This is a genomic window from Paenibacillus sp. FSL k6-2145 (assembly GCF_037976585.1).
In the GTDB taxonomy this organism is placed as follows: Bacteria; Bacillota; Bacilli; order Paenibacillales; family Paenibacillaceae; genus Paenibacillus.
In genome coordinates, this window is record NZ_CP150267.1 from 3,088,487 (window position 1) to 3,111,095 (window position 22,609).

Genomic DNA, 22,609 nt, shown 5'->3' on the forward strand with positions numbered 1-22,609 from the left:
TCTCCTTGTTGAGTAGGGGCGCAAGTATAACTACAGCCAGATGCATTAATACGGGAAAAGCAGAAACGTAAAATCTAAAACAATTTCATAACTCCCTAAAAATGGATTTTTGTAAATGGATATAGACAAATTGAATCACTTTGATCTATATCCAGCCTTGATTGAAACAGCTAAAAGGTGGATCCGTATAAAATGTAAATTCGCGAAAAGCAACAGTACAAATACGAAACAGTAAAAAACGAAACAGTATAAAAGACAGAATAAAGAAAGTGGAGCCATGGTATGTCTCCAAACTCAGGCAAGCGATACGGTGATGGACGTTAGCGTTCAAAGAGAGTCCTAAAGCCCTGGATGTCGATACCCGACTGATCGGGGCACGAAGGTCACACGATGTTTCTAAAGAACACAGGACGTCTTATATGGCTGTCAGATCCTCTTTATGAAATGTAAGGAACACAGGACACGTTATTTCCCAAATTCCCCTGACCGAAACACTATAAATTGCTATTTTTTCCGATATAATATGTCTCAGGTTCCTTAGATTTCTTCAACCGCTCCAAATCCTTGAATAGGGCGCCTCAGATTCGTTAGCGCTCGCTCCATGTTCTACTCTGGGCATATTAGGGCGCGATTCAGCTCATGGTAGGCCTGAAGATATGCGCTAACTTACATTACCAAATACATATCAACAAGCTACCCAAACGCATATCAAGCCACCAAAACGCATATCAAGCTGCCCAGATGCACATCAAGCCACTTAGGATTGTTATAAATTCTGATCCTCCGATGCTTGCTTCAGGCCAATTCCATTTCACAAACCTTCATGCATCCGATCCTCACGTTCTTGCTAACTTTGCTTTCATTCCCTTGCGTTCAGTCACTTTTCCTTTATTCCCGTTGCGCTCCTTTATTTACTCTCCTTGCAGATTAATAAAAGCATCCTCGGCTTTCACCGATTCAGGAATCAAATCCTGTTCAACGAGCCATGCGCGTACATTCTCCCAGGACGCCATTTCCTGCCGACCAAACATCTGACCATCTTCATTCATAAGTGGCAGTAAAATAGCCAGACTTTTGGTTTCAATCTCCGGGTCAAGCGGAGACGTTTCATTCTCATGAGCGAGCAGAATATTCAAGGCTTCTTCTGGATGCTCCGTTACATATTTCTGTCCTTTCTGGATCGCTTTGACGAACCGGGTAAGTTGGTCTTTTTTTGCTTCAATGCCAGCTTCACTCGCGGTCAGAACCAATTCATAATAATCAGGCACACCATAATCGACGGGGTTAATGGATTTCATGGCATGTCCTTCTTTCTCCAGAATCAGTTGCTCATGGTTAATAAAACCACCCATAATTGCATCCGCCTGTCCGGAAGCCAGCGAAGGAATCAGATCGAACCCAACGTCGACCAAATTCATGTTGTCGGGGTTGCCGCCATCCTTGCTAATCATCGTACGAACCATCGCTTCATACAGCGGAATCGAAGAATAACCGACAGTTTTCCCTTCAAGACCTTTGGGTGAGCTCACGTTGCCATTTGCTTCGGTCAACAGATGCACAAGCGGGTGGCGAACAACAGCAGCAATGGAACGTACAGGAATGTTCTCACTACGAGCGAGCAAAATTTGGGGCTGGTAGCTTAGAGCCAAATCAATTTTTCCAGCAGCAACAAGTTTGAGTGAATCATTGGTATCCGCAGGCATCTGAATTTCGACATCGAGACCTTGATCTGCAAAGTATCCTTTTTCCTGAGCAACGTAGATGAAGGAGTGTACTGCATTCGGGTACCAGTCGAGCATGATGGACAGTTTATCTTTGGCGTCTGATGTTGGCTCGGTTGCAGACATGTCTGTCTGTTGTGCATTGGTTGCAGAGTCTGTTGTTGGCGTGTTTTTGCTAGTATTCGTGGTGCTGCATCCGCTAACGATCAGCAAAAGGCTAATGAGCATGATGGGAAGCAGGGAGTATATACCTTTGTTATTCATAAATGAAGTTCCTCATTTCATCGTTTTGGTTTGTAGAAAATGGACAGCAGCATGTTAACGGACAATGTGACAATGAACTGATTGAAGATGCTGCTGAAATTGTGCATAAGGTATGTTTTGAAGATTGTAACTCCTGTATTTACCTCTAATTTCTGTCTAAGTATTATCCAACTTTTCTTTTGCCTCCATGACGATGACGCCGTATGCTAAACCGTTTCTCCAGCCAGGCAATCAGTACAAACAAAACGATCCCAAGTAAGGATAACAGCACAATAGCAGCAAACATCGCATCCGTGTTCATGTTGCTGGACATGCGGCGGCTGAAGTATCCGAGACCTTTGCTGCCACCGAGCCATTCACCAATCGTTGCCCCAACCACGCAGTACACCACAGACATCTTTAACCCCGAGAAAAAAGAGGGAAGTGCCAGCGGAACCTGGAGTTTGCAAAAAATATCCCACTTGCTGGCGCCCATGGTGAGCAGTAGTTCACGCTGCTCTGGATCGCCTTGGCGGAGTCCATCGTAGGTACTGACCACAATGGGGAAGAATGCGATTAAGAATACCACCGCGACTTTGCTCCACAACGTGTAACCAAACCACAGGATAAATACGGGAGACAAGGCAATCAGCGGGACGGTCTGACTGATCACGATGAAGGGATACAAGGCCTTTTCAATCGATCGATTCATATGCATGCCTGTTGCCAGCGTAATTCCAGTCACTATGGACAAGACAAAACCAACAACAACCTCCATAAAGGTAGCAGGCAGATGGATGGTCAACAGCAGACGACGATGCTCAACCAGTGAGCTTACGATGGCCGTGGGTGCAGGAATGATAAAGGAGGGCACCCATCCCATACGCACAATCACTTCCCAGATCGCCAGTAATAAGAACATGAGCATAATAAACAAACCATATTGGGAAAACGACCTCGGGAGCCACTTTGAACACCACGTCCAAACGCTAACCTCAGCTCTATCAATTTGCATGCAATTGTTCCTCCAGTTGTTGCCTCATCTGCACGAGAGCCGGTTCGTAGATCATGTCCGAATGCCTTGGGCGTGGTAAGGGAACCGTCATCTCCCGCAACTGCTGGCCTTGCCCCCCTGGAGTTAACAGAATGATACGGTCACTTAACAGCAGGGCTTCTTCGATGTCATGTGTAATGAACAGCACGGTTTGGCCAAAGCCCTCCCACAGCTCCAATAACCAGCGATGCATTTGTCGTTTGGTTAAGGCGTCGAGTGCACCGAAGGGTTCATCCAGCAACATGAGCTGCCCGCTTGTAAGCAAGGTACGCAGCAATGCCACCCGCTGCCGCATGCCGCCGGATAACTCATCTGGATAGGCCTGCTCATAACCGGACAAGCCGAACCTTGCCAATCCTGCGATGATATCGGCTCGTAGTTTGTTCTTGTTTTGTCGGCCTGGTGCCAGCTCGGCAGGCAGCATGCAGTTCTCCATGACGGTACGCCAGGATAACAGCAGATCTTTCTGCGGCATATAGGCGACTCGTCCGAGCCGTTGTCCTTGCGGTACATCAGCTATATCGATGGTGCCAGCGGTTGGCTCATGCAAGCCTGCAAGCAACTTGAAGAGTGTGCTTTTACCTGATCCGCTGGAGCCGATGAGCGAGACAAATTCTCCTTGTTGAACCTGAAGCGACACATTGGAGAGTACGGGTGAATCCTTTTTTTCGTGAAAAGCGAAGCTTACGTTGTGAATGGTTACATGGTTGGCCATCTGATCCTCACCCCCTTGATGTCAGACTGCTGGAATAACAACGGCATCCTGTACTCTGCAAAAGGAACAAAAAAGACCCACCCATTTCCGGAGAAATGAGTGGGTCTGTAAGTTAAATCCGCAATTTATCTTCACATACATGAAAAAATTCCGCTTACTAAAAGGCCGCTCCACTTCCCTCCGCTGGTATGATCCAGATCAGGTTCAAAGGGTCCGAATAGTCATATTCGTCTCAGCCGCAGGGGCTCCCCTAGTGCAAAAGTTCAAGATATGCAGTTGTGTGTTCAGCATATATCACTCGAACATGAACTGTAAAGAGGCAGCATGATAACTGAACAATTTACCTCGGCTCATGAACCCGATATAATAGGGATGGCCCGTATTGGCCGGATCACAAAATGCAGGTGGGATGTTCTCCCTCCTAGGCAGAATGGGGACCCGAGTTGAAAACGTTCAAAAAAGTATATATTGAGATCACGAGTATCTGCAATCTGGCTTGCAGCTTCTGTCCGCAGACGCAGCGTGCCAAAGGATTCATTGACCCTGAAGTCTTCAACAATATACTGGAACAAGTTAAACCACACACCAATCATATTTATCTACATGTCAAAGGCGAACCCTTGTTGCATCCCAAAATAGATCTGTTGCTTGATTCCGCACATGAGAAGGGACTCAAGGTGAACATTACAACGAATGGTACACTGCTGCCCAAGACTCAGCATAAATTGCTTGGCAAACCGGCGCTGCGGCAGATGAATTTCTCCCTGCACAGCTTCGATGGGCATGAAGGTTCAACAGATCGTGACGGATATCTGCGTCATATTTTGTCCTTTGTACATGAGGCCGTTAAGCACAATGTCATCATCTCTTTCCGACTGTGGAATCTGACGCAGGATAACTTCACGAATGCTCAGATGAATCGAAATCGGGAGACCCTTGAAGTGCTGGAACGTGAGTTCAATCTGGACTTCCGCATTGAGGAAAAAGTGGTTCCAGGCAGCGGGGTCAAAATTGCCCCAAATGTATACCTGAATCAGGACCACGAGTTCCAGTGGCCAAGTCTGGATGCACCTGAAGATGATGGCAAAGGCTTCTGCCATGCATTGCGTGGTCAGGCAGCTGTGCTTGTGGATGGAACGGTGGTTCCATGCTGTCTCGATGGCGAGGGTGTAATTAACCTGGGTAACGTGCACGAGAAGTCATTCTCGGAGATTATTGAGGGTGAGCGAGCGAACAATCTGGTATATGGCTTCTCCAGGCGGGAAGCTGTGGAAGAGTTGTGTCGAAAGTGCGGTTATCGTCAGAGATTCGGAGCCTGATATCTTATATCAGCAAGCCAGAAGACATTCAAGATCACACATTTGGAGACAAATGTAGTGGTCTTTCTTTGTTACCGGGGATTAAAGTGAGGGGTACATTACGTTACAAATGAGCATACCGTAGGTTGATATCAGCATATTGCTTGAGGGACCTGATATGCAAAAAATGCCGATATGAGAGGGATTGTGCGGTGTCATGATATATCTGATCTAATGATCATTCTAGTTACCTTCCTTATTTGGTAGGATTAGGTTGTGGGTCGGACAGAGGTGCACCTCTGACGAACTTCCAGAACAAGCTTAGGCTTGTACACTACCAAAAACGAGAGAATAAGGGAGGAATAAAATTATGAAAAAAATGTTGACGTTGTTGCTGTCCGCTGGTTTGGTTGCTTCTATATTTGGTGCCGTTCCGGCTGCGGCTGCACCTACCGTTGTAAATTCAACCATTGTGGTTCCAAAGGGCACGACCTATGACGGCCAAGGTAAAACATTTGTAGCCAATCCTTCCACACTGGGCGACGGATCTCAAGCTGAGGGTCAGAAACCAGTCTTCCGTCTGGAGGCAGGGGCCACGCTCAAAAACGTAAACATTGGATCACCAGCTGCTGATGGTGTTCACTGTTATGGCAACTGTAATATATCGAATGTAGTCTGGCAGGACGTGGGCGAGGATGCACTGACATTGAAGTCTGCCGGAACGGTTAACATAACCGGTGGGGCAGCGTATAAGGCTTATGATAAAGTGTTCCAGATGAATGCAGCTGGAACAATTAACATCAAAAATTTCCGTGCAGATGATATTGGCAAACTGGTTCGCCAAAATGGTGGGACTTCCTTCGCAGTTAACATGACGCTGGATAACTCTAACATTTCCAATGTGAAAGATTCGATTATGCGTACAGACAGCAGTACATCACAAGGCAAAATTACGAATACCCGTTATTCCAAAGTACCAACGTTGTTCAAGGGGTTTGCTTCAGGGAAAACGAGCCAGTCTGGGAACACGCAATATTAGACAGGAGATTGAATCGCTGGAGTTGGTAAAAGTTTAAGCTTTGCTTGTAATAAAATATAACGCCAAAAAGAGCGTCCCAAGGTCATTGCCACAATGACTTAGAGGGCGCTCTCTGTAATGCAGATGTCATAGTATAGTTTTGCTGAGTGATGTTTTATAGAGGATGCTCAAATTATTTCTCTCCCGGAACTCCAACGATGACTTTGCCTTTCTCGGGGACAACAGAACCGGTATCAATAGAGCCCAATTTGTTCATGATTTCGTAAAAGGTTTCTTCAAGCATGCGAGAGTACTTGAATGATACGAGTGTTTGACCTGCTACGGAAGGACGAGTCCCTGCTTCAGCAACGGCTTTGGTTTTAATAAAGAACAGGTCACCGATGGTTCCGGCACTTTTGCTGATGTTGGCCTGCCACTGTAGCAAGGCACTTCCATTTTTAAGGATATAATAACTAATTAGATCGTTATCCTCAACAACGAAGAAACGATCTTTTTTGTCTTGTTCAAAAATGTATTCAATGGATGAATCCACTGGACCCAAAGGGTTGCGAATGTCCAGACGTGCTTGTCCCAGTTCAGAAAAGCGGGGCAGATGCAGTGCGGCTTCACGCGCCACAGTCAGATCGGAACTGTTATATTCTTTTACAATCGTAGCATCGGTAGTGTAAATGTAGGCTTCCTTGGCCTTCTGGTTCCACTGCACATTGGCACCAAAAGCTTCACCGATGGCACGGAGCGGAAGCATCGCTTTACCATTCACCAGAATCGGCGCTGAGGATAATGTCGCATTCTGACCGTTTTTCTTCATTGTTTTGCTGTTAGGTGTAAGGACATACTTATCGCTGCCTGTCTTAATGCTGATCTCTTTTGTTTTGTTATTGTAACCAAACGTATAGTTGCCGAGGAATTGAAGCTCCGTCAATGCCACGTACGTAATACCCTGCCGTATGACAACATCATATTGAGCTTGAACATTGTTAATATAAGCTGTCGGTTTAGGCTTGGTTGCTGCGGCTTCCGCCACAGTGGATGAGAGTAAGGCAGGTGCCGTGCCTGCGGTGAGTATCGAAGCGGCAAGGACCATTTTCCATGTTTTAAGCTGCCAAACAGAGTTGTAATCTTTCATCACTATCAATCTCCCTTCTAATGTTTAAGACGGACTGCATAACCTAAATGTTTCATATTATGGAAAGTGAACCATCCGATGTCCTTTTCCCTGTTACCCCAAATAAAGCTTTTTCTAGGGATTGCCACAAATACCCATCTGATGTACATTAGAAGCAATGAAAAAAGTGAACCGGGAGCTCAATGAAGTTGGGCTGAGAGAGTGGCCTTGTGCCGCTGACCGTACATCTGATCTGGGTAATGCCAGCGTAGAGAACATGGATTTGCGATATGTAAGGGTGAATTATGGGAATGAACGTGGATGAACAACAGATCTCTTTGAACTGTGGTGGTGTATCTGCCAGCGCGAAGAGGGAATTGTTGATATTCCGTATTTTCGACATCCATCTGATACATTATTGTGAGGATTGTATACTGCGCGTAAGGCCTTCCCGGAACCGGGAAGGCTTTTTCGTTTATTTTTAGAGGTTGTTCAAAAAGTCTGCTTTTGATTACGAAGGATGCCTGACGGCATCATCAGCATCGAAGATGGAATTCAGCCGAAATGTCCGTTGCTCGCGTAGTTTTCCCTACGCTCCGCTACTCCATTTCTAGCTTCATCCCATCTTCTTGGTACTGAAAACCAGTCTTTTTGAACACACACTTTTACAACCCTCACAGGGAACAGAGGAAGGACGTAGAGAACATGGCAACAACAGCAGGCAACAAGCGATTGAAACTAACGGATATTCTGGTAACCATCGTGATCGCAGTGGTATTTGGGGTGATTTACAAGATATGGGGACCTACATATGACTTGATGAAACCATTTGGCGTTCATGCGGAGCAGATGATCTACGGCATGTGGTTTATGGCGGGCACGTCTGCTTTTGTTATCATTCGTAAACCAGGCGTGGCTATTCTTGCCGAAGTTGCGGCTTCAACGGTAAGTGCCTTTCTGGGCAGTGAATGGGGCATGTCCACACTTGTATACGGTCTGTTGCAAGGATTGGGAGCCGAGATATTCTTCGCAGCATTTTTGTATCGAAAAACCAATCTGTTTGTCACCTGTCTTGCAGCCATAGGAGCCGCAGCGGCTTCGCTTTTGCTGGATTATCAATACGGGTATATTGATTCACTCTCGGCCTGGAATTATACGTTATTTATCGGATTCCGCTTCATTGGAAGCATCTTGATTGCCGGAGTGTTCGCTTATTATCTCGCAAAAGCATTGGAACTGACCGGTGTAACACGCTCCCTCAGACCGGTATCCAAACAGGATTATGAGGCGTTGGATTAGATGAGCGGAGAGGGAAATTCGCAAGCGGTAAGTGTGACAAATCTAAGATGCAAGTTCCCGGGAGAGAAAGCCTTGGTATTTCAAGGCTTGTCTCTTTCTGTGCGTCAAGGAGAGAAAGTGCTGTTGCTTGGCCCGAGTGGCTCCGGTAAATCGACGTTATTGCAAATTCTGAGCGGTCTGATACCACGTTCGGTTGAGATTCCGATGAAATGTGATGATATCCAAGTTCCCGCTAAAGCAGGAGTGGTCTTTCAAGATCCGGATACCCAGTTCTGTATGTCCTTTACGGATGAAGAGATCGCATTTGTTCTGGAAAACCGAAATATTCCACGTGAAAAGATGCCGGCTCTGATTGAATATTATCTGAAACAAGTGGGGTTATCCTTTGAACAGAATCGTGTATTGATCCAGTCCATGTCTCAGGGGATGAAGCAGCGTCTTGCGATTGCTTCGATGCTTGCCATGGACCCGGAGGTATTGTTTTTGGATGAACCCACTGCACTGCTGGATGATGAGGGCACTTCCCAAGTGTGGGATACCGTTAAACGGATCGCCAGTGACAAAACAATCATCATTGTTGAACACAAAATAAACAAGATTGTGGATATGGTCGACCGCATCATTGTGTTGTCACCTGAAGGAAAGATTGTGGCGGATGGGCCAGCGCAGCAGGTATTCACGGATGAACGAGGCAAGCTGAAGGCTTATGGAATCTGGTATCCAGGCATATGGGAGGAGCAAGAGCTGGCAGCTAAGGAAGAAGAGGGAAGTGCTTTTGGAGAACTTCAAGTGTGTGTGGATCACGGCATCTCAAACTTGGAAGCACAGCAATCGTCTGGCTTATCCGTTACACCGGGTATATCCCCCATATCTCACGTCTCATCCTTATCACCTGTATCACCCACCTATCAGCCTGCACTGGACTTGAAGCAGTTCACCGGATGGCGTGGGAAAACACCCTTCATTCAGGTCGAGCAGGCCAAAGTATGGCATGGAGACTGGATTGGTATTGTCGGAGCTAATGGAGCTGGAAAGAGTTCATTGTTGTTATCTCTGATGAATATCCTGAAAACAACAGGTCATTATGAGGTTGAAGGCCAGCCTTCTGGCAAAACGGAGCAGCTTGCAGATCAAATCGCGTTTGTATTTCAGAACCCGGAGTTTCAATTTGTGACTAACACCGTCGCGGAAGAAGTGGAATTCTCATTGCTGGGGGGCAGGCTTACAACGGAAGAAAGACTTGTCAGGACTGATCATATGTTGAATCAATTTGGATTAATCGACCTGTCCGAGCGTCATCCCTACCAATTATCGATGGGGCAGAAACGACGCTTGAGCGTTGCCTCTGCACTGGTGAGAGAGCAGCGAATACTGCTGTTGGATGAACCTACTTTTGGACAGGATGCCCGCAATACTTTTGCCATGTTAGCACAACTGGAGCAATTGCGGAGAGAGGGAACAGCTATTGTTATGGTTACCCATGATCGTGAAATTGTAAAAAGATATTGCACCCGAATCTGGACGGTAGATGAGGGGAGGTTAACTGATGCAATTGTCGTTTCCTCACCGTGAAACCTGGCTTCATAACGTCAATCCGGGATTAAAGATGATCATTCTGACGATGATGTTTGTTATCGTTATCCTTATCCACAATCTGAATGTAATGGCCAATGTTGCTGTGGCGATGATGTTATTACTGTGCTGGACAGGTCATCCGTGGTATAAATTGATACTGTACGCATCACCATTCATTCTGGTGTTTATCTCCACGTCTACAGGTATGATGATGTTTGGTAAGGGCGAGACCACATGGTATAAATGGGGACTGATTCACATAACCGAAGAGAGCTTTTATCGCGGTCTACACTTGGGTTTTCGCTCGCTGAGCATGGCAGCGGCTGGGTTATTCTTTGGTCTCACGACCAAGCCGGTACGGCTGTTTTATTCCCTGATGCAGCAATGGAAGCTTCCTGCAAAATATGCCTATAGCTTTCTGGCCGCGATGCGCATGATCCCGATTTTGCTGGATGAATTCCAGACGCTCCGTTACGCTATTCGTATACGTGGAACACGGCAACGTGGCTCTCGCTGGAACGTGTATGGTACACTCAAGCGTTACGCTATTCCGCTGCTGGCACAGAGCATTCGCCGTGCACAGCGAATGGCGGTAGCGATGGAAGCGAAAGGGTTCATAGATGGCGCGAGCCGCACGTATTACATTCAGATTGGCTATTCGCGAGCTGATCTGTGGTTTGTATTTTATTATATCCTCACCTTAACAGCGGCTTATTACATCGGGATTACCTTTCCTTATCATGCTACGATGGTGGATGTAAGGTAATACGGGGAGATAGAGAGAAATATATTGAGGTAACCGGTAACTTTTTCCTGTTTACAGCGTCTATATGGAAATAACTTCTAATGGATGGGGATGAACGAGAGTGAAGACGGGTCCTGACTGGCAGAGAACGGGGTACAAATGGATTACCATGACTGGATTATCAGCTATGCTGTTGACGGGATGGATGCTGCTGGATTCCAAAATGGTCGCCTTTGGAGGACAAGCTTTGGCTACAACGCCACAAGCCTTGGGTGCAAGTTCCCAAGCCTCATCAACACAGTTGGCCTACAAACAAGGAGATACCGTTACACTCATGAATGACATACCTTTGTTCAAAAACAGAAGGGACGGCAGTGTGGCTGCTGACCAGCTGGGGATTGAATACTATACAACAAAAAACGAAAAGTATACGTTGGCCTCGGTTCGAGGCGAGTGGGTACAGCTTAAGTCAACCGAGCATGGAGACTTTTGGCTGCCAAGTTGGTATGCACTGAAGGAGAGCAGAAGCATGACGGAAACGGCTCCCCAAAGCTTCACGCTCCAATCAGGCAGTAAGCTGTATCTGGCTCCAGATAGTTCTACAACCTGGTCTTATGAGAAAGCGCTAACGGATAAGGCTGTTATTGTTGCAAAGTGGAAAGGATGGTACGGGGTCTCCATTGCCCCACGAGTCTGGAATAAAGAATCCTCTACGTATCGGCCAGGACTCTTCTGGATCAAGGCACAGGCTATAGAACAGCGGATGAATATGGCTGATGGCTGGTTTAATCAGGAGGTATCGCTGCCAACTTTGGTTATACGCCATCTGACAGATATTAAGCTGAACAAGGCAACCACCTCCAAACAAGTGTCTGGGTGGTTAGGCGAGCCGGATTGGAAAGAGAGTTCTAGCAATCTAAATTTCACGGGTTATTCAATGAGTATTGGACAGACCTGGAGATATGAGCGGGAAGATGCGCAATTTCTGGTCACATTCAACAAGAATGGCAGACTGGTCAGAACACGCTGGAATTTAGCACAGGATAATCGAAATGCTGTCGTTTCCGATTGGAACATCAGTCGGGCGGATGAATATGGGTTCACAACAAAAATCTATGGCACAACACTGCCGATGACAATCCCTTGGAAACCGGTATGGACCAACCAGGGGGATATTAACTACACTTTTTTACAAGCAGCCACGGATGATGTACTCCTGATGAAAGGCGATGACGGTGGATTTAGCGGAGGTTACTACGAAGGTTCCATATATGCTCTTGACCGACATTCGGGCCAGAAATTATGGGGGATTAATGGGGGCTTTGGAAGACAGCAGGCAGAGGTGGATGCAGAGCGTAAATACGTTACAATCTACACCGATTATGACCCTGATAAGAAAAAATACGTGGATCGTATTCGTCATCTGAACTTGAAGAACGGAAAGGTCACATGGACGTACACTCCTAAGCAAAATTTTAGACTAAATGGCATCACCGCTGCGAAGAACGTTGTGGTTGTAGATAACCCGGTTGTTGAGAGCTCAAGCAACAGTTGGTTAACGGTTCTGGACAGTGCAAACGGAAAAACATTGTGGACGCGAAAACTGGCTACGGGTTATGAATTATTGAACAAGAGTGCAGATGACCCCTATGTGTTGTATTGGGAAAAGAATAAGCTGGTTGCAGTCGATCCGCAATCAGGGCGAACCGTATGGAGCTTAAAGGGCAAACGATCCACCATAGAACAATTTTGGAATGATCCATATACTGGTGGAATTGAACGTCTTGATCCCTTTGCAACCACGAATGCTGAAAGATGGCTATCACTAGATAATCAGTGGCTTCTGCTTGATCTGAACACGGGGAAAAAGCTTGCTCAATTCCCTGCTCGGGTAGGACAGAGATTTGAGGAGCTGAATGATGGCATGTTGTTGATCCGTGAGAACAAAAACGGCGATCATTACGGCGAATATGAAGATTTTACAACTACCCTGTATGATGCCAAGACAGGCAAAACACGCTGGACGCTCAAGGGCAAGATTGAACGAGGACTGGTGGAAGAGGATCAGTTGTATGTGATTAAAAATGGTTACCCCGCGGCTTTGGATTATGATACGGGGGAGACGCGCTGGAATGCCAAAGATACGATTGCAACACTAAGGCATCCGACGAATCAGGGAAGTTATCTGGTCATTGATGATCAGTTGCTGTTGCCCATGGACGAGAATTTGCTCGTAATGAACAAAAAAAATGGAGCACTGTTAGGTCGTGTACATGATGTTGTGATGGGAAACCCGGAGCATCGCGACCGGGATGCGAAGAATGGAACGATCAACCGGATCGGCAATGAAGTTTACGTGGGTTCGTCCAACGGACGTTTTCGTGTATATGAAGCCAGCCGCCTGTAGGAGGCAATCTCACCTTAAAAGCTTGTCTCATCAGGGATGTTGATTTATTATAAATGAACAGGATTGCTCGCGCTCCGGTTATCGGCTGTGCGGGCTTTCTTCATGTGTTCTTGAAGAACCATGCATGATCATTCACGGGAGGACTCTCCATGATCTCATTATATGGTGTAAGCAAACGTTATAACGAGCGCGGTTCCCGTGCAGATCAGGGATTCGAAGCATTAAGCTCGGTGTCCCTCGAAGTGGGACAAGGAGAAATACATGGCATCATCGGATCGAGTGGTGCAGGTAAATCCACGCTTCTGCGAATGCTCAACGGATTGGAAAAGCCGGATGATGGTGAGGTTGTTGTGAATGGGCAGCACCTGACCCAGATGAATGAACAGAGTCTGCGTCAGGCACGAAGATCCATTGGCATGATCTTTCAACACTTCAATCTGGTCAGTAATCGAACGGTGAGTGGCAATGTCTGCATGCCGCTGGAACTGGCGGGTATATCTCGTGCGCAGCGAGTTAAACGTGGACTTGAGGTACTGCGGTTTGTTGGACTGGAAGACAAGGCAGATCAATATCCTGCTCAACTTAGCGGAGGACAGAAGCAGCGTGTGGCGATTGCACGGGCGCTCGCCAGTCGTCCGGATGTGCTGCTCTGTGATGAACCGACCTCTTCGCTTGATCCACAGACCACAAACGGTATCCTGGATGTGCTGCATCATGTCAATGAAACGCTGGGTGTGACCATTGTTGTAGTGACGCATGAGATGGAAGTGGCTCGCAGACTATGTCACAGGATATCCGTCATGAAGGATGGGCGACTCGTTCGTACGTTGTCTAAAGCGGAAGTGAGCAGTATCCCCGCTCCACAGCCTGATCTGCTGACCTCCTTGCTTGCGGGTGACGAATACGGGATGACAGGTTCGTCTTTGTTCCGTCAGGCAGAACAGGAGGACAAGTCATGAGGTTACCTGAGTCTGTGCTGAAGTATCAGCATGAGATATGGCAGGCGATCGGAGAGACTTTTGTCATGGTGGGCATCTCCATTGCGGCAGCTGTTCTGATCGGGTTACCTCTGGGTACACTGCTGTACTTATTCCGGAGAGGACAACGCTATCAGAATCAAACGCTGTCTTTTGTACTCGGCAGTGTCGTCAACATCGTTCGTTCGTTTCCGTTTTTACTGCTGGTTGTATTCATGATTCCATTCACACGGATTGTCGTGGGAACGTCCATAGGTACGCTGGCGGCAACCGTGCCACTCTCGGTCATTGCGATTGCCTACTACGCCAGACTGGTGGAACAAGCGTTGCTGGATGTACCTAGGGGGGTGGTTGAAGCTGCTGCTTCCATGGGGGCATCGACGATGCAACTTGTGGTGAAATTCTTGTACGTGGAGGCACGATCTGGCCTTGTACTGGGACTCACGACAGCTACAATTAGCTTCATCTCCTACTCGACGGTGATGGGCATTGTAGGTGGCGGAGGGGTTGGCGATTTTGCCATTCGCTACGGTTATCAGCGCTTCGAAACGGAGATTATGGTATTTACGATCATCATTATGATTATCCTGGTACAGATGATCCAATTCACAGGCAGCAGACTGTCCCACTGGCTGGATCGCAGATCTTAAGCGGATGACAGAGCAGTATCAAGAATAACCAATACAGATTATACGATGAGGGGTAGACATGAAATGAAAGCAAAAATGATGCTTATGTTGCTTGCAGTAATGCTGGTTGTAGCTGCTTGTGGCAAAAAAGAAGAAACACCTGCGGCTGAAGGAACGAAGGAAGACACACAAGCTGCACAAGAAGTTACGCTGAAAGTGGCCACGTTGATTCCGCCGATGACAGATGTGCTGGATATTGTTAAACCACTTTTGAAGGAAGATGGCGTCAACCTGGAAGTTGTTGTGTTGTCAGATAACGTTCAACCAAATACAGCACTCGCGAATAAGGAAGTGGATGCAAACTTCTTCCAACACGTGCCTTACATGACTCAGTATAATGAAGCGAACAATGCCAATCTGGTGGCTGTACAGCCTATCTATAATGCCATCTATGGCGGCTACTCCAAAAAGTACAAAACGATTGAGGAATTGCCAGAAGGTGCAACGATTGCAATTGCGAACGATCCTTCCAACATTGGTCGCTCTCTTGTGATGCTGGAGCAGAACGGATTGATTAAGCTGAAAGAGGGCGTAGGTTTTAACGCCACACAGGCAGACATCACCGAGAATACAAAGAACTTCAAGTTTGAGGAAGTGGACTTGTTGATGCTGGCTCGCATGATGGATGATGCTGATCTGGTAGCCATGACACCTGCATATGCCAGTCCGCTCGGTCTTACACCGAAAAAGGATGCACTGTTAACCGAGAAGGATGATTCCCATTTTGCCATCACCATGGTTGCCCGTGAGGATAATAAGGATTCCGAAGCGATCCAGAAGCTGGCTAAACGTATGGCGGGTCCAGAGGTCAAAGCTTTCTTCGAAGAGAAATACGCAGATATTGCGATCCCGGCATTTAAATAGAGAATACGTTGGTCCAATGTAAATAACCTTTAGATCTGAGCGATAACGCTTGGATCTTTTTTTTGTCATCCTCTGCTTATTAATAAGTATTTAGAAAGTTAACAATTTGGTCATATCCCCGGAACACTTTATTTAATAGTTTTTTCGTATAATTTGTTTGAAAATAGTTCTTTAGGATTATAAATTAAGAGATTTGTTCGAGTTTTTTAGTGTAAAAAGTGTTTTTCACAAGAAGTGAGACCTAGTTTTTAGAAAGATGGTTTACAATCTATGAGAGCTTTACAAGAGCTAGATCAAGTAAATCTAAAATTAATCTGGAAGAGGTAGAGAAATTTGTCCCAAAAAAATAGCAAATCGACCTGGTTCAACAAGATGCATAAGAACTTTAAGACCAAGCTGGTGGTGTCCTTTATTGCTTTCCTGGCCATTCCTTCGTTAAGTATTGGCGTTTTGTCGTATAACAGTGCAAAAGATGAAGTGGAGAAGCAAATTTTACATAGTGCGATGGAAAACGTGAACCTTGCCAGTGCAACGATAGATCTTTCGATCCATGCCAAACGGAATCATATTGAATACTATGCGAATACACTTGCAGAGGAATTACGACAAGAAGATGCTGAGGTTCGGGTTGTGAACGAATTGAAGGGGTACGCTGCGCAGAACACAGATATCATCACCATAGGTGTGGGCACAGAAGCCGGTGTGTATCTGATGTCCTCTGATGCAGAGATGCCCAAGGATTACGATCCCCGAGTAAGACCATGGTATACCGAAGCAATGGGAAATCCAGAGCAGGTCATTGTTACAGACCCTTATATTTCTGCCGAGACAAACGAGATCACCATCACCATCGCCAAGGCACTGGAAGACCAATCTGGTGTGGTCCAATTGGATCTCAATCTGGCGGACATTAGTCAATTGGTTAGCGGAATTAAAGTAGGAGAAAAGGGACATCTGATTCTGCTGGATGCCAGCGAAAAGTATATCTATCATCCGACGATGCAACCTGGAACAGATGCAACAGAAGATTTTTGGACACAAGTGTATACGAATGAATCCGGTAACTTCAACTATACCTTTGATCAGGTTGATAAGGTCATGTATTACGCCACGAATGCATCCACGGGATGGAAGGTTGCAGGTACCATGTTCTCTTCTGAAGTAGAGGATGCCGCTGCGCCTATTCTGAATCGAACAATCATGGTGATCGTTTCCTGTCTTGTCATCGGAATTTTGATCATCTGGCTGGTGATGCGATCGATTGTTAAACCGATTCGTCAGTTGAAGGATCAGGCGATTCAGGTGAGTGAAGGGGATCTAACCCAGACCATAACAAGTACAAGCTATGATGAGATTGGTGAACTGAGTGATGCCTTTGGCAAAATGCAGCACAATCTGCGTATGCTGATTCAAAATGTGGAGAACAGCGCCAGTCAGGTAGTCATCTCATCGGATGAAATGACTCAGAGTGCGGAATCAACCAGCGCAGCCAGTGAACAGGTAGCGCGAGCCATTCAGGAAATTGCGAGTGGTGCGGAGAAACAGACCGAAGGTATTGAACATAACCATCAGGCCATGAATGAAATTACGATTGGGATTACAAGAATCGCCGAACGTTCCATACATGTCGCTGATTTGGCGAAACATACAACCGTACAAGCAGAAGAAGGTGGCAACACCGTCAAGCAGACGGTGAGTCAGATGCAATCGATTCAAGAGACGGTAGAACAGACAAACCAATTGATTCAGGCGTTATATGAACGATCACACCAAATTTCAGCGATCACGGAGTTAATCGGAAATATAGCCAAACAGACAAACCTGCTCGCGCTGAACGCATCCATTGAAGCTGCTCGTGCAGGTACACATGGCAATGGATTCGCCGTTGTAGCAGCAGAGGTTCGCAAGTTGGCAGAGCAATCCGGGCAGTCCGTCAATGAAATCACCGTGCTGACTACGGCGGTTCAGGAAGATATGGCTGCTTCCGTTCGCATGATGGAGAAGGTGACTTCAGAGGTTGGAGAGGGCATGGACATCTCCACAGAAGCGATTCGGAAGTTTGAACGTATTCTGGATAGCATGCGGGAAACGACACCTCAGATTGAAGAAATTGCTGCCACGTCGCAAGAGATCACAGCAGGTGTACAGGAAGTATCTGCTGTATCCAATGAGTTGGCAGGCATTGCGTCAGGCAACGCCGCAACTTCCGAAGAAGTGGCCGCTTCCTCAGAGGAACAACTGGCAGCGATGGAGCAGATTTCTTCATCGGCTCGTGGCTTGTCTACCCTGGCTGAAGAGCTGCAGCGCCTGATTAGACAGTTTAAGTATTAAACGGGATCGTAGAAGAGAGTATCACACAGCGACAGCATCATATCATGTTTCATTAGAGGGAGTGGACAACCATGCAACTGGAACTCAAAGCCTTCTTACTGCTAACGGATGCGGTCATGATTACAGATGAGGAGGGTGTGATTCTGGATGTGAATTCCGTTTATGTAACCAAAACAGGATTCTCACGGGAGAGCACCATAGGTCAGCCTGCCCGATTACTAATGGATACCCACTGGAGAGGAAATCAGACCTGGTCCGGCGTAGCCAAACTGATGAAGGCCGATCAGGAAGTGTGGGAAGCCCAAGTTACGATTACATCGGTTCATTTGGATGATTCTCTTTTTTATATCAGCATATTTAATGATGAATTTTCATGAAAAAAAATCGTTGTTTGGTGATAAGGGTATGTTAGCTGAAAGTAGTAATTATTTTCAAAAAAATGGTCAATATCGTCAATTGAATAAGGGAGTCCGGCATACTATGATTTGTGTACTGGGGAACTGCGACCATGAATCTGACAACATTCATTGAATGCATGAAATCCTGAAGTCGTAATGTGGACGGTGACCATTTGCTACGCGATCTTGTATTAAATTTCACGCTAATTTTGATCTTTGTTTTCCTAATTCATCACTATCTGAACCATACAAATGCTACCCGTTCAACATCCATCACGACTCGGATCATTATTGGTATTACGCTGAGCATGTTGGGCACGGCGCTCTATTATTTCTCTATTGTGCTTGAGGATGGTACATTGTTGAATTTCCGGGCCAGTGTGTATCTGCTTGCTGCTTATTTTGGTGGGAGTGGATCTGCTTTCGTTACTTTTGCATTCATGTGGATGTTTCGGATTAATATGGGGCGTAATCCCTTGTTGGAGAACTGGCAGTATGCGTTGACAGAGTTGTTATTTGTTGTAGCCATATGTCTGATCTTTAAGTATATCAGGGGATTTATGCAGAAGTGGTTGTCCGGAGCGTTGCTGCTGATTACTGTGTATGAACTTTCTGTACTAAAGACACATTCCCCTTCTCTGCTAATGATGGGGCAGATTCTCCTTTTTCAATGTATCTGCCTGCTGTCCGTTATATTATTCCTGTATTACCTGAACCAAAATCATCGATATAGGAGATTGGTCATTCAGAGGGATCAGGAAATGCTGGAGATGCTTCGTATGCAGCCGGGTTTTACTTTTAAAATCCGAAAACAGAACGGAAAATTCGAGTATCTTGTGCTTGAAGGAGAGATGCTCTCCCAACTGGGCTTGGATATGAGTAGTCTGAAGCGAGATTACAAACTGGGCACATTGGATATTTTACCTCAGGAAAAGGTAGAATTTCTGCGAAAGCAGTTTAACCGGGCATGGGAAGGGGAATCTTTTTTTTACGAGATTGAGCATGAAGGGTACTATTCGCTGGTGAAAGTTCGCCCTCTGCGAGAAAAGGGTGTGGTGAAATATGTCGTGGGATATGGACTTGATATTACGGAACACAGAGCGGTTAAACGAAGGATTCAAGAAAGTGAAGAGCGATATCGAACACTTGAGCGAGTGTCGGCAGATTGGTTTGTCGGTTTGGATAACAACAGATGTATAGTGTCGGTTAATCAGAAATTTCTGGATGTTCTCGGTCTCGGCAGGCAGGAAGTGATTGGGCGTCAGATTGAAGAATTGTTGTTCATTGAGCAGCTGGAGAACTGGTTGTTCGTTTTCCAAAAAGCCTTACATCACAATATAGCCCAGGATACGGAACTGAGTTTCATTATTGGAGAAGGTCATGAGCAGCATGTTCGGGTTCACCTATACCCTGTTAAAGTATTAAACTCGAGTGAGAAAATTAAGGCAGTCATTCGAGACATTTCGGATCACTATAGACGTGTTAAGGCCGACAAAGCAAGCCAGGCGAAGAGTGAGTTTCTCGCATTCATGAGCCACGAGATTCGTACCCCACTGAGCGGCATTATCAGCTTTTCGTTGTTGCTTCAACGAACAGATCTATCTCCACAACAAAAGGATTATTTGAGTAAAATCAACGCGTCTTCCCAAACCTTGCTTGCCCTCGTAAATGATATTCTTGATTTTTCGAAAATTGAGGCAGGCAAGCTGATTTTGGAGAAGGTCTCTTTTTCACCAGAGGATGTGATCAAACGTGTGGCAGATCAGATCGGTGTAGCCATCGGGCACAAAGATATCGAAGTGATCTTTACAACCGATCCCGATCTGCCGCTAACGGTGATTGGTGATCCGTTCCGGCTTGAACAGGTGTTATTGAATCTGCTCAGTAATGCGATTAAATTTACGGAGCATGGGTATGTAACGCTGCAAGCAGAGGTGCTTTCATTGGAGGCGGAGCGAGTTCAGGTCCGTTTTAAGGTAGAGGACACGGGAATCGGAATGTCACCCGAACAATTGGAACGGCTCTTTGTACCGTTTACTCAAGCGGAACCCTCGACGTATCGAACATATGGTGGTTCTGGTCTTGGGCTGGTCATCTGTTACCTTCTGGTGACTTCCTTGGGAGGAAACTTGCGGGTAGATAGTGTGCTTGGAGAGTACAGTTTGTTTTCATTCGACTTGATATTTGAACTTGCAGAGTCGGAAGAAGAAAGTTCCTTCCTGCAAACATACCCTCTTCTATATTGTGCGGATGAGGTGGTTATCGTTGAAGAAGATGAACGGATGGGCACAAATCTGAAGCAGATACTCTACTCATTCGGAATGAAGCCGAAGCTGTATCCTTCGTTGAACCATATGATGGAAAGTGATTGGTGTGTCTCTCATGTAGATGGGGCAAGTTCCATGTTGATGATGATGGATATGGATGCAGAGGACACAGTCAACGGATCGTTATGGGAAAGTTTCATGAAGCGATTGAACCGAACCAAATTTCAAATAGTGGGTTATACCCATGCTTTTAGTGAAAATGCCCTGTGGAGTGAGGAGAGATCCTTTCGCCCGGATCTCATGATGATCAAACCGATTACACGTCTGGGATTGTTCGAAGTGTTACTTGCACTTCAGGGTGAAGGGCCATTGGAGAAAAAGCGGATGATAGAAGGCGATGAATCCTACTTGCTTAAATCCAAAGGACACATTCTGATCGCTGAAGATCATGAAATCAATCAACTGGTCATTCGGGCCATGCTGGAACATACCGGATTCAAGGTGACGCTGGCAGACAGTGGCACAGAGGTTTTGAAGAAATTGGACGAACAAACATGGGAACTGATTCTGATGGACCTCTATATGCCAGCTATGAACGGAATTGATGCAGCGCGACACATTCGCAAGATGAGGAAATATGATCGTACACCTATTATCGCGCTTACAGCGAATAGTTTGAAAAGCGACCATGAATTATATCTTGAAGCAGGCATGAATGCCATCCTGACTAAGCCTATACATGAACAACAGCTCGCAGACATTTTGGAAATATGGATTGATCTTAAGGGCATAAGGGAGATCAATGGAATTGATGCAGATAAGGCGATCAGACAGATGGACGGCAAGCCGCATATTCTGCAATATGCACTCACTAAATTCAGAATGGAGTATGGCTCGTTTCAGCAAAAACTGGCGATTCAGCTTCAGCAACAGCAGATTGCTGATGTCATTCGTAGTGTTCATTCTCTTCGAGGCGTAGCTGCGAATCTGCATGCAGTGGACCTGATGTGTGCGGTTCTCCAATTGGAATCGCTCTTGTCCCGTCCGTTATTCAAAGAAGAGGATCTGCGTTCGGCATTGGAGAAGGTACAACAGGAAATTGATAAAATTACCGAGTCCCTGCCATGGTGATCGAATGAAGCTGTGTGGTTTTAAGGTGTGAACTTATATCCGACCCCCCAGATGGTTTGAATGTATTGGGGGTTTTTTGGATTGTCCTCAATTTTTTTGCGAAGCTTGGTAATGTGCACATCGATGGTGCGATCATTAATGTACGCATCAATACCACGAATGGCTTCAATCAGGGCATACCTACTGTAGACCTTGCCAGGATTGAGAATAAACAGCTTCATGATCTCAAATTCGGAAAACGTCATCTCTACGCGCTGGTTATTCAACAGAACAGTTCTTCGGGCCAGATCGAGAGATATTCCTGATTCCTGTTCAGTGACAACAGAGCTGTTCAATATAGAGTAGCGGCGCAATACGGCCTCAATACGTGCCTTCAGCTCCTGCATGCTGAAAGGCTTACATACATAGTCATCAGCCCCATCTGTTAATGATCGAATCCGCTCAGAAACCTCGGTTAATGAAGAGATGACAATAATGGGGATTGCCGTATGTTGGCGCATGAGAGAACAAGGATTCTTATTACCCGAATCAGGGAGCATCAAGTCAAGAAGCAGGATATCAGGCCGCGCTTGAAGCTGTAGAAGACCATCTCTTGCGTTATCGACACGAATAACATCATACCCTTCACCTTGCAAATACAAGGATAATGTATCGCCTAACATGTTGTCGTCCTCTATGATAAGCACTTTCGTCATGATATTCCTTTCTGAACCCCCTTCTTGTAGAAGGACTAAGATCCATGAATTACTTA

General features: G+C 46.1%; 17 protein-coding genes and 2 riboswitches. Of the genes, 12 read left to right on the forward strand and 5 right to left on the reverse strand.

Annotated features, from left to right (window positions below; translation table 11 throughout):
* Window positions 1-911: 911 nt before the first annotated feature.
* The 3 genes from NZ043_RS13730 to NZ043_RS13740 form a co-directional block, all read right to left on the reverse strand.
* On the reverse strand, window positions 912-1,985 hold the full coding sequence (locus tag NZ043_RS13730; RefSeq protein WP_133386453.1) for an ABC transporter substrate-binding protein: 1,074 nt from the start codon (window positions 1,983-1,985) through the stop codon (window positions 912-914).
* Window positions 1,986-2,148: 163 nt separating this feature from the next.
* Window positions 2,149-2,979, reverse strand: a complete 831-nt coding sequence (locus NZ043_RS13735) for an ABC transporter permease (RefSeq protein ID WP_133386454.1) — start codon at window positions 2,977-2,979, stop codon at window positions 2,149-2,151.
* The gene (locus NZ043_RS13740; protein ID WP_133386455.1) at window positions 2,969-3,733 is read right to left on the reverse strand and encodes an ABC transporter ATP-binding protein; all 765 of its coding nucleotides are present in this window, start codon (window positions 3,731-3,733) and stop codon (window positions 2,969-2,971) included. Before NZ043_RS13740 ends, NZ043_RS13735 begins: the two co-directional genes overlap by 11 nt.
* A gap of 158 nt (window positions 3,734-3,891) precedes the next feature.
* A riboswitch (TPP riboswitch) is annotated at window positions 3,892-3,995 on the reverse strand.
* A 181-nt stretch (window positions 3,996-4,176) separates the two neighbouring features.
* On the opposite strand from NZ043_RS13740, the gene NZ043_RS13745 reads away from it, so the two are divergent.
* Together NZ043_RS13745 and NZ043_RS13750 are read left to right on the forward strand one after the other, a co-directional pair.
* Complete coding sequence (locus NZ043_RS13745) at window positions 4,177-5,052, forward strand: radical SAM/SPASM domain-containing protein (protein ID WP_133386456.1); 876 nt, start codon at window positions 4,177-4,179, stop codon at window positions 5,050-5,052.
* Between the two features lie 349 nt (window positions 5,053-5,401).
* Window positions 5,402-6,070 (forward strand): pectate lyase, encoded by a 669-nt coding sequence (locus tag NZ043_RS13750; protein WP_133386457.1) that lies wholly within the window; start codon window positions 5,402-5,404, stop codon window positions 6,068-6,070.
* A gap of 172 nt (window positions 6,071-6,242) precedes the next feature.
* Here the strand turns inward: NZ043_RS13750 and NZ043_RS13755 are convergent, their stop codons facing one another.
* Window positions 6,243-7,196: a copper amine oxidase N-terminal domain-containing protein gene (locus tag NZ043_RS13755; RefSeq protein WP_133386458.1), complete on the reverse strand. Its 954-nt coding sequence runs from the start codon at window positions 7,194-7,196 to the stop codon at window positions 6,243-6,245.
* A 161-nt stretch (window positions 7,197-7,357) separates the two neighbouring features.
* Window positions 7,358-7,466, forward strand: a riboswitch (TPP riboswitch).
* Window positions 7,467-7,880: 414 nt separating this feature from the next.
* Here NZ043_RS13755 and NZ043_RS13760 point away from each other — a divergent pair.
* The 10 genes from NZ043_RS13760 (at window position 7,881) to NZ043_RS13805 (ending at window position 21,858) form a co-directional block, all read left to right on the forward strand.
* Window positions 7,881-8,474 (forward strand): ECF transporter S component, encoded by a 594-nt coding sequence (locus NZ043_RS13760; RefSeq protein ID WP_339312229.1) that lies wholly within the window; start codon window positions 7,881-7,883, stop codon window positions 8,472-8,474.
* On the forward strand, window positions 8,475-10,046 hold the full coding sequence (locus NZ043_RS13765) for an ABC transporter ATP-binding protein (RefSeq protein ID WP_339312231.1): 1,572 nt from the start codon (window positions 8,475-8,477) through the stop codon (window positions 10,044-10,046). It begins immediately after the preceding gene.
* Complete coding sequence (locus tag NZ043_RS13770; protein ID WP_339312233.1) at window positions 10,021-10,815, forward strand: energy-coupling factor transporter transmembrane component T; 795 nt, start codon at window positions 10,021-10,023, stop codon at window positions 10,813-10,815. Before NZ043_RS13765 ends, NZ043_RS13770 begins: the two co-directional genes overlap by 26 nt.
* A 100-nt stretch (window positions 10,816-10,915) precedes the next feature.
* The gene (locus tag NZ043_RS13775; RefSeq protein ID WP_339312236.1) at window positions 10,916-13,201 is read left to right on the forward strand and encodes a PQQ-binding-like beta-propeller repeat protein; all 2,286 of its coding nucleotides are present in this window, start codon (window positions 10,916-10,918) and stop codon (window positions 13,199-13,201) included.
* A gap of 149 nt (window positions 13,202-13,350) precedes the next feature.
* Window positions 13,351-14,160, forward strand: coding sequence for a methionine ABC transporter ATP-binding protein (locus NZ043_RS13780; RefSeq protein WP_339312239.1), 810 nt, complete (start codon window positions 13,351-13,353; stop codon window positions 14,158-14,160).
* Window positions 14,157-14,828, forward strand: a complete 672-nt coding sequence (locus NZ043_RS13785) for a methionine ABC transporter permease (protein WP_047841707.1) — start codon at window positions 14,157-14,159, stop codon at window positions 14,826-14,828. Before NZ043_RS13780 ends, NZ043_RS13785 begins: the two co-directional genes overlap by 4 nt.
* A gap of 45 nt (window positions 14,829-14,873) precedes the next feature.
* Window positions 14,874-15,731 carry a MetQ/NlpA family ABC transporter substrate-binding protein gene (locus tag NZ043_RS13790; RefSeq protein ID WP_221819287.1) on the forward strand — a complete coding sequence of 286 codons (858 nt, stop codon included), beginning with the start codon at window positions 14,874-14,876 and terminating at the stop codon, window positions 15,729-15,731.
* Between the two features lie 372 nt (window positions 15,732-16,103).
* Window positions 16,104-18,062, forward strand: coding sequence for a methyl-accepting chemotaxis protein (locus NZ043_RS13795; RefSeq protein ID WP_339312746.1), 1,959 nt, complete (start codon window positions 16,104-16,106; stop codon window positions 18,060-18,062).
* A gap of 71 nt (window positions 18,063-18,133) precedes the next feature.
* On the forward strand, window positions 18,134-18,439 hold the full coding sequence (locus NZ043_RS13800; RefSeq protein ID WP_036672654.1) for a PAS domain-containing protein: 306 nt from the start codon (window positions 18,134-18,136) through the stop codon (window positions 18,437-18,439).
* 194 nt (window positions 18,440-18,633) lie between these two features.
* The gene (locus tag NZ043_RS13805; protein WP_339312241.1) at window positions 18,634-21,858 is read left to right on the forward strand and encodes a response regulator; all 3,225 of its coding nucleotides are present in this window, start codon (window positions 18,634-18,636) and stop codon (window positions 21,856-21,858) included.
* Between the two features lie 20 nt (window positions 21,859-21,878).
* Here NZ043_RS13805 and NZ043_RS13810 read toward each other — a convergent pair whose 3' ends face one another.
* Window positions 21,879-22,553: a response regulator transcription factor gene (locus NZ043_RS13810; RefSeq protein ID WP_091034665.1), complete on the reverse strand. Its 675-nt coding sequence runs from the start codon at window positions 22,551-22,553 to the stop codon at window positions 21,879-21,881.
* Window positions 22,554-22,609: the final 56 nt, after the last annotated feature.

Excerpts from the sequence above, each read along its gene's own strand:
- NZ043_RS13730 (WP_133386453.1), bottom strand. The coding sequence starts at position 1,985 with ATGAATAACAAAGGTATATACTCCCTGCTTCCCATCATGCTCATTAGC.
- NZ043_RS13735 (WP_133386454.1), bottom strand. The coding sequence starts at position 2,979 with ATGCAAATTGATAGAGCTGAGGTTAGCGTTTGGACGTGGTGTTCAAAG.
- NZ043_RS13740 (WP_133386455.1), bottom strand. The coding sequence starts at position 3,733 with ATGGCCAACCATGTAACCATTCACAACGTAAGCTTCGCTTTTCACGAA.
- NZ043_RS13750 (WP_133386457.1), top strand. The coding sequence starts at position 5,402 with ATGAAAAAAATGTTGACGTTGTTGCTGTCCGCTGGTTTGGTTGCTTCT.
- NZ043_RS13755 (WP_133386458.1), bottom strand. The coding sequence starts at position 7,196 with ATGAAAGATTACAACTCTGTTTGGCAGCTTAAAACATGGAAAATGGTC.
- NZ043_RS13760 (WP_339312229.1), top strand. The coding sequence starts at position 7,881 with ATGGCAACAACAGCAGGCAACAAGCGATTGAAACTAACGGATATTCTG.
- NZ043_RS13765 (WP_339312231.1), top strand. The coding sequence starts at position 8,475 with ATGAGCGGAGAGGGAAATTCGCAAGCGGTAAGTGTGACAAATCTAAGA.
- NZ043_RS13770 (WP_339312233.1), top strand. The coding sequence starts at position 10,021 with ATGCAATTGTCGTTTCCTCACCGTGAAACCTGGCTTCATAACGTCAAT.
- NZ043_RS13780 (WP_339312239.1), top strand. The coding sequence starts at position 13,351 with ATGATCTCATTATATGGTGTAAGCAAACGTTATAACGAGCGCGGTTCC.
- NZ043_RS13785 (WP_047841707.1), top strand. The coding sequence starts at position 14,157 with ATGAGGTTACCTGAGTCTGTGCTGAAGTATCAGCATGAGATATGGCAG.
- NZ043_RS13790 (WP_221819287.1), top strand. The coding sequence starts at position 14,874 with ATGAGGGGTAGACATGAAATGAAAGCAAAAATGATGCTTATGTTGCTT.
- NZ043_RS13795 (WP_339312746.1), top strand. The coding sequence starts at position 16,104 with ATGCATAAGAACTTTAAGACCAAGCTGGTGGTGTCCTTTATTGCTTTC.
- NZ043_RS13800 (WP_036672654.1), top strand. The coding sequence starts at position 18,134 with ATGCAACTGGAACTCAAAGCCTTCTTACTGCTAACGGATGCGGTCATG.
- NZ043_RS13810 (WP_091034665.1), bottom strand. The coding sequence starts at position 22,553 with ATGACGAAAGTGCTTATCATAGAGGACGACAACATGTTAGGCGATACA.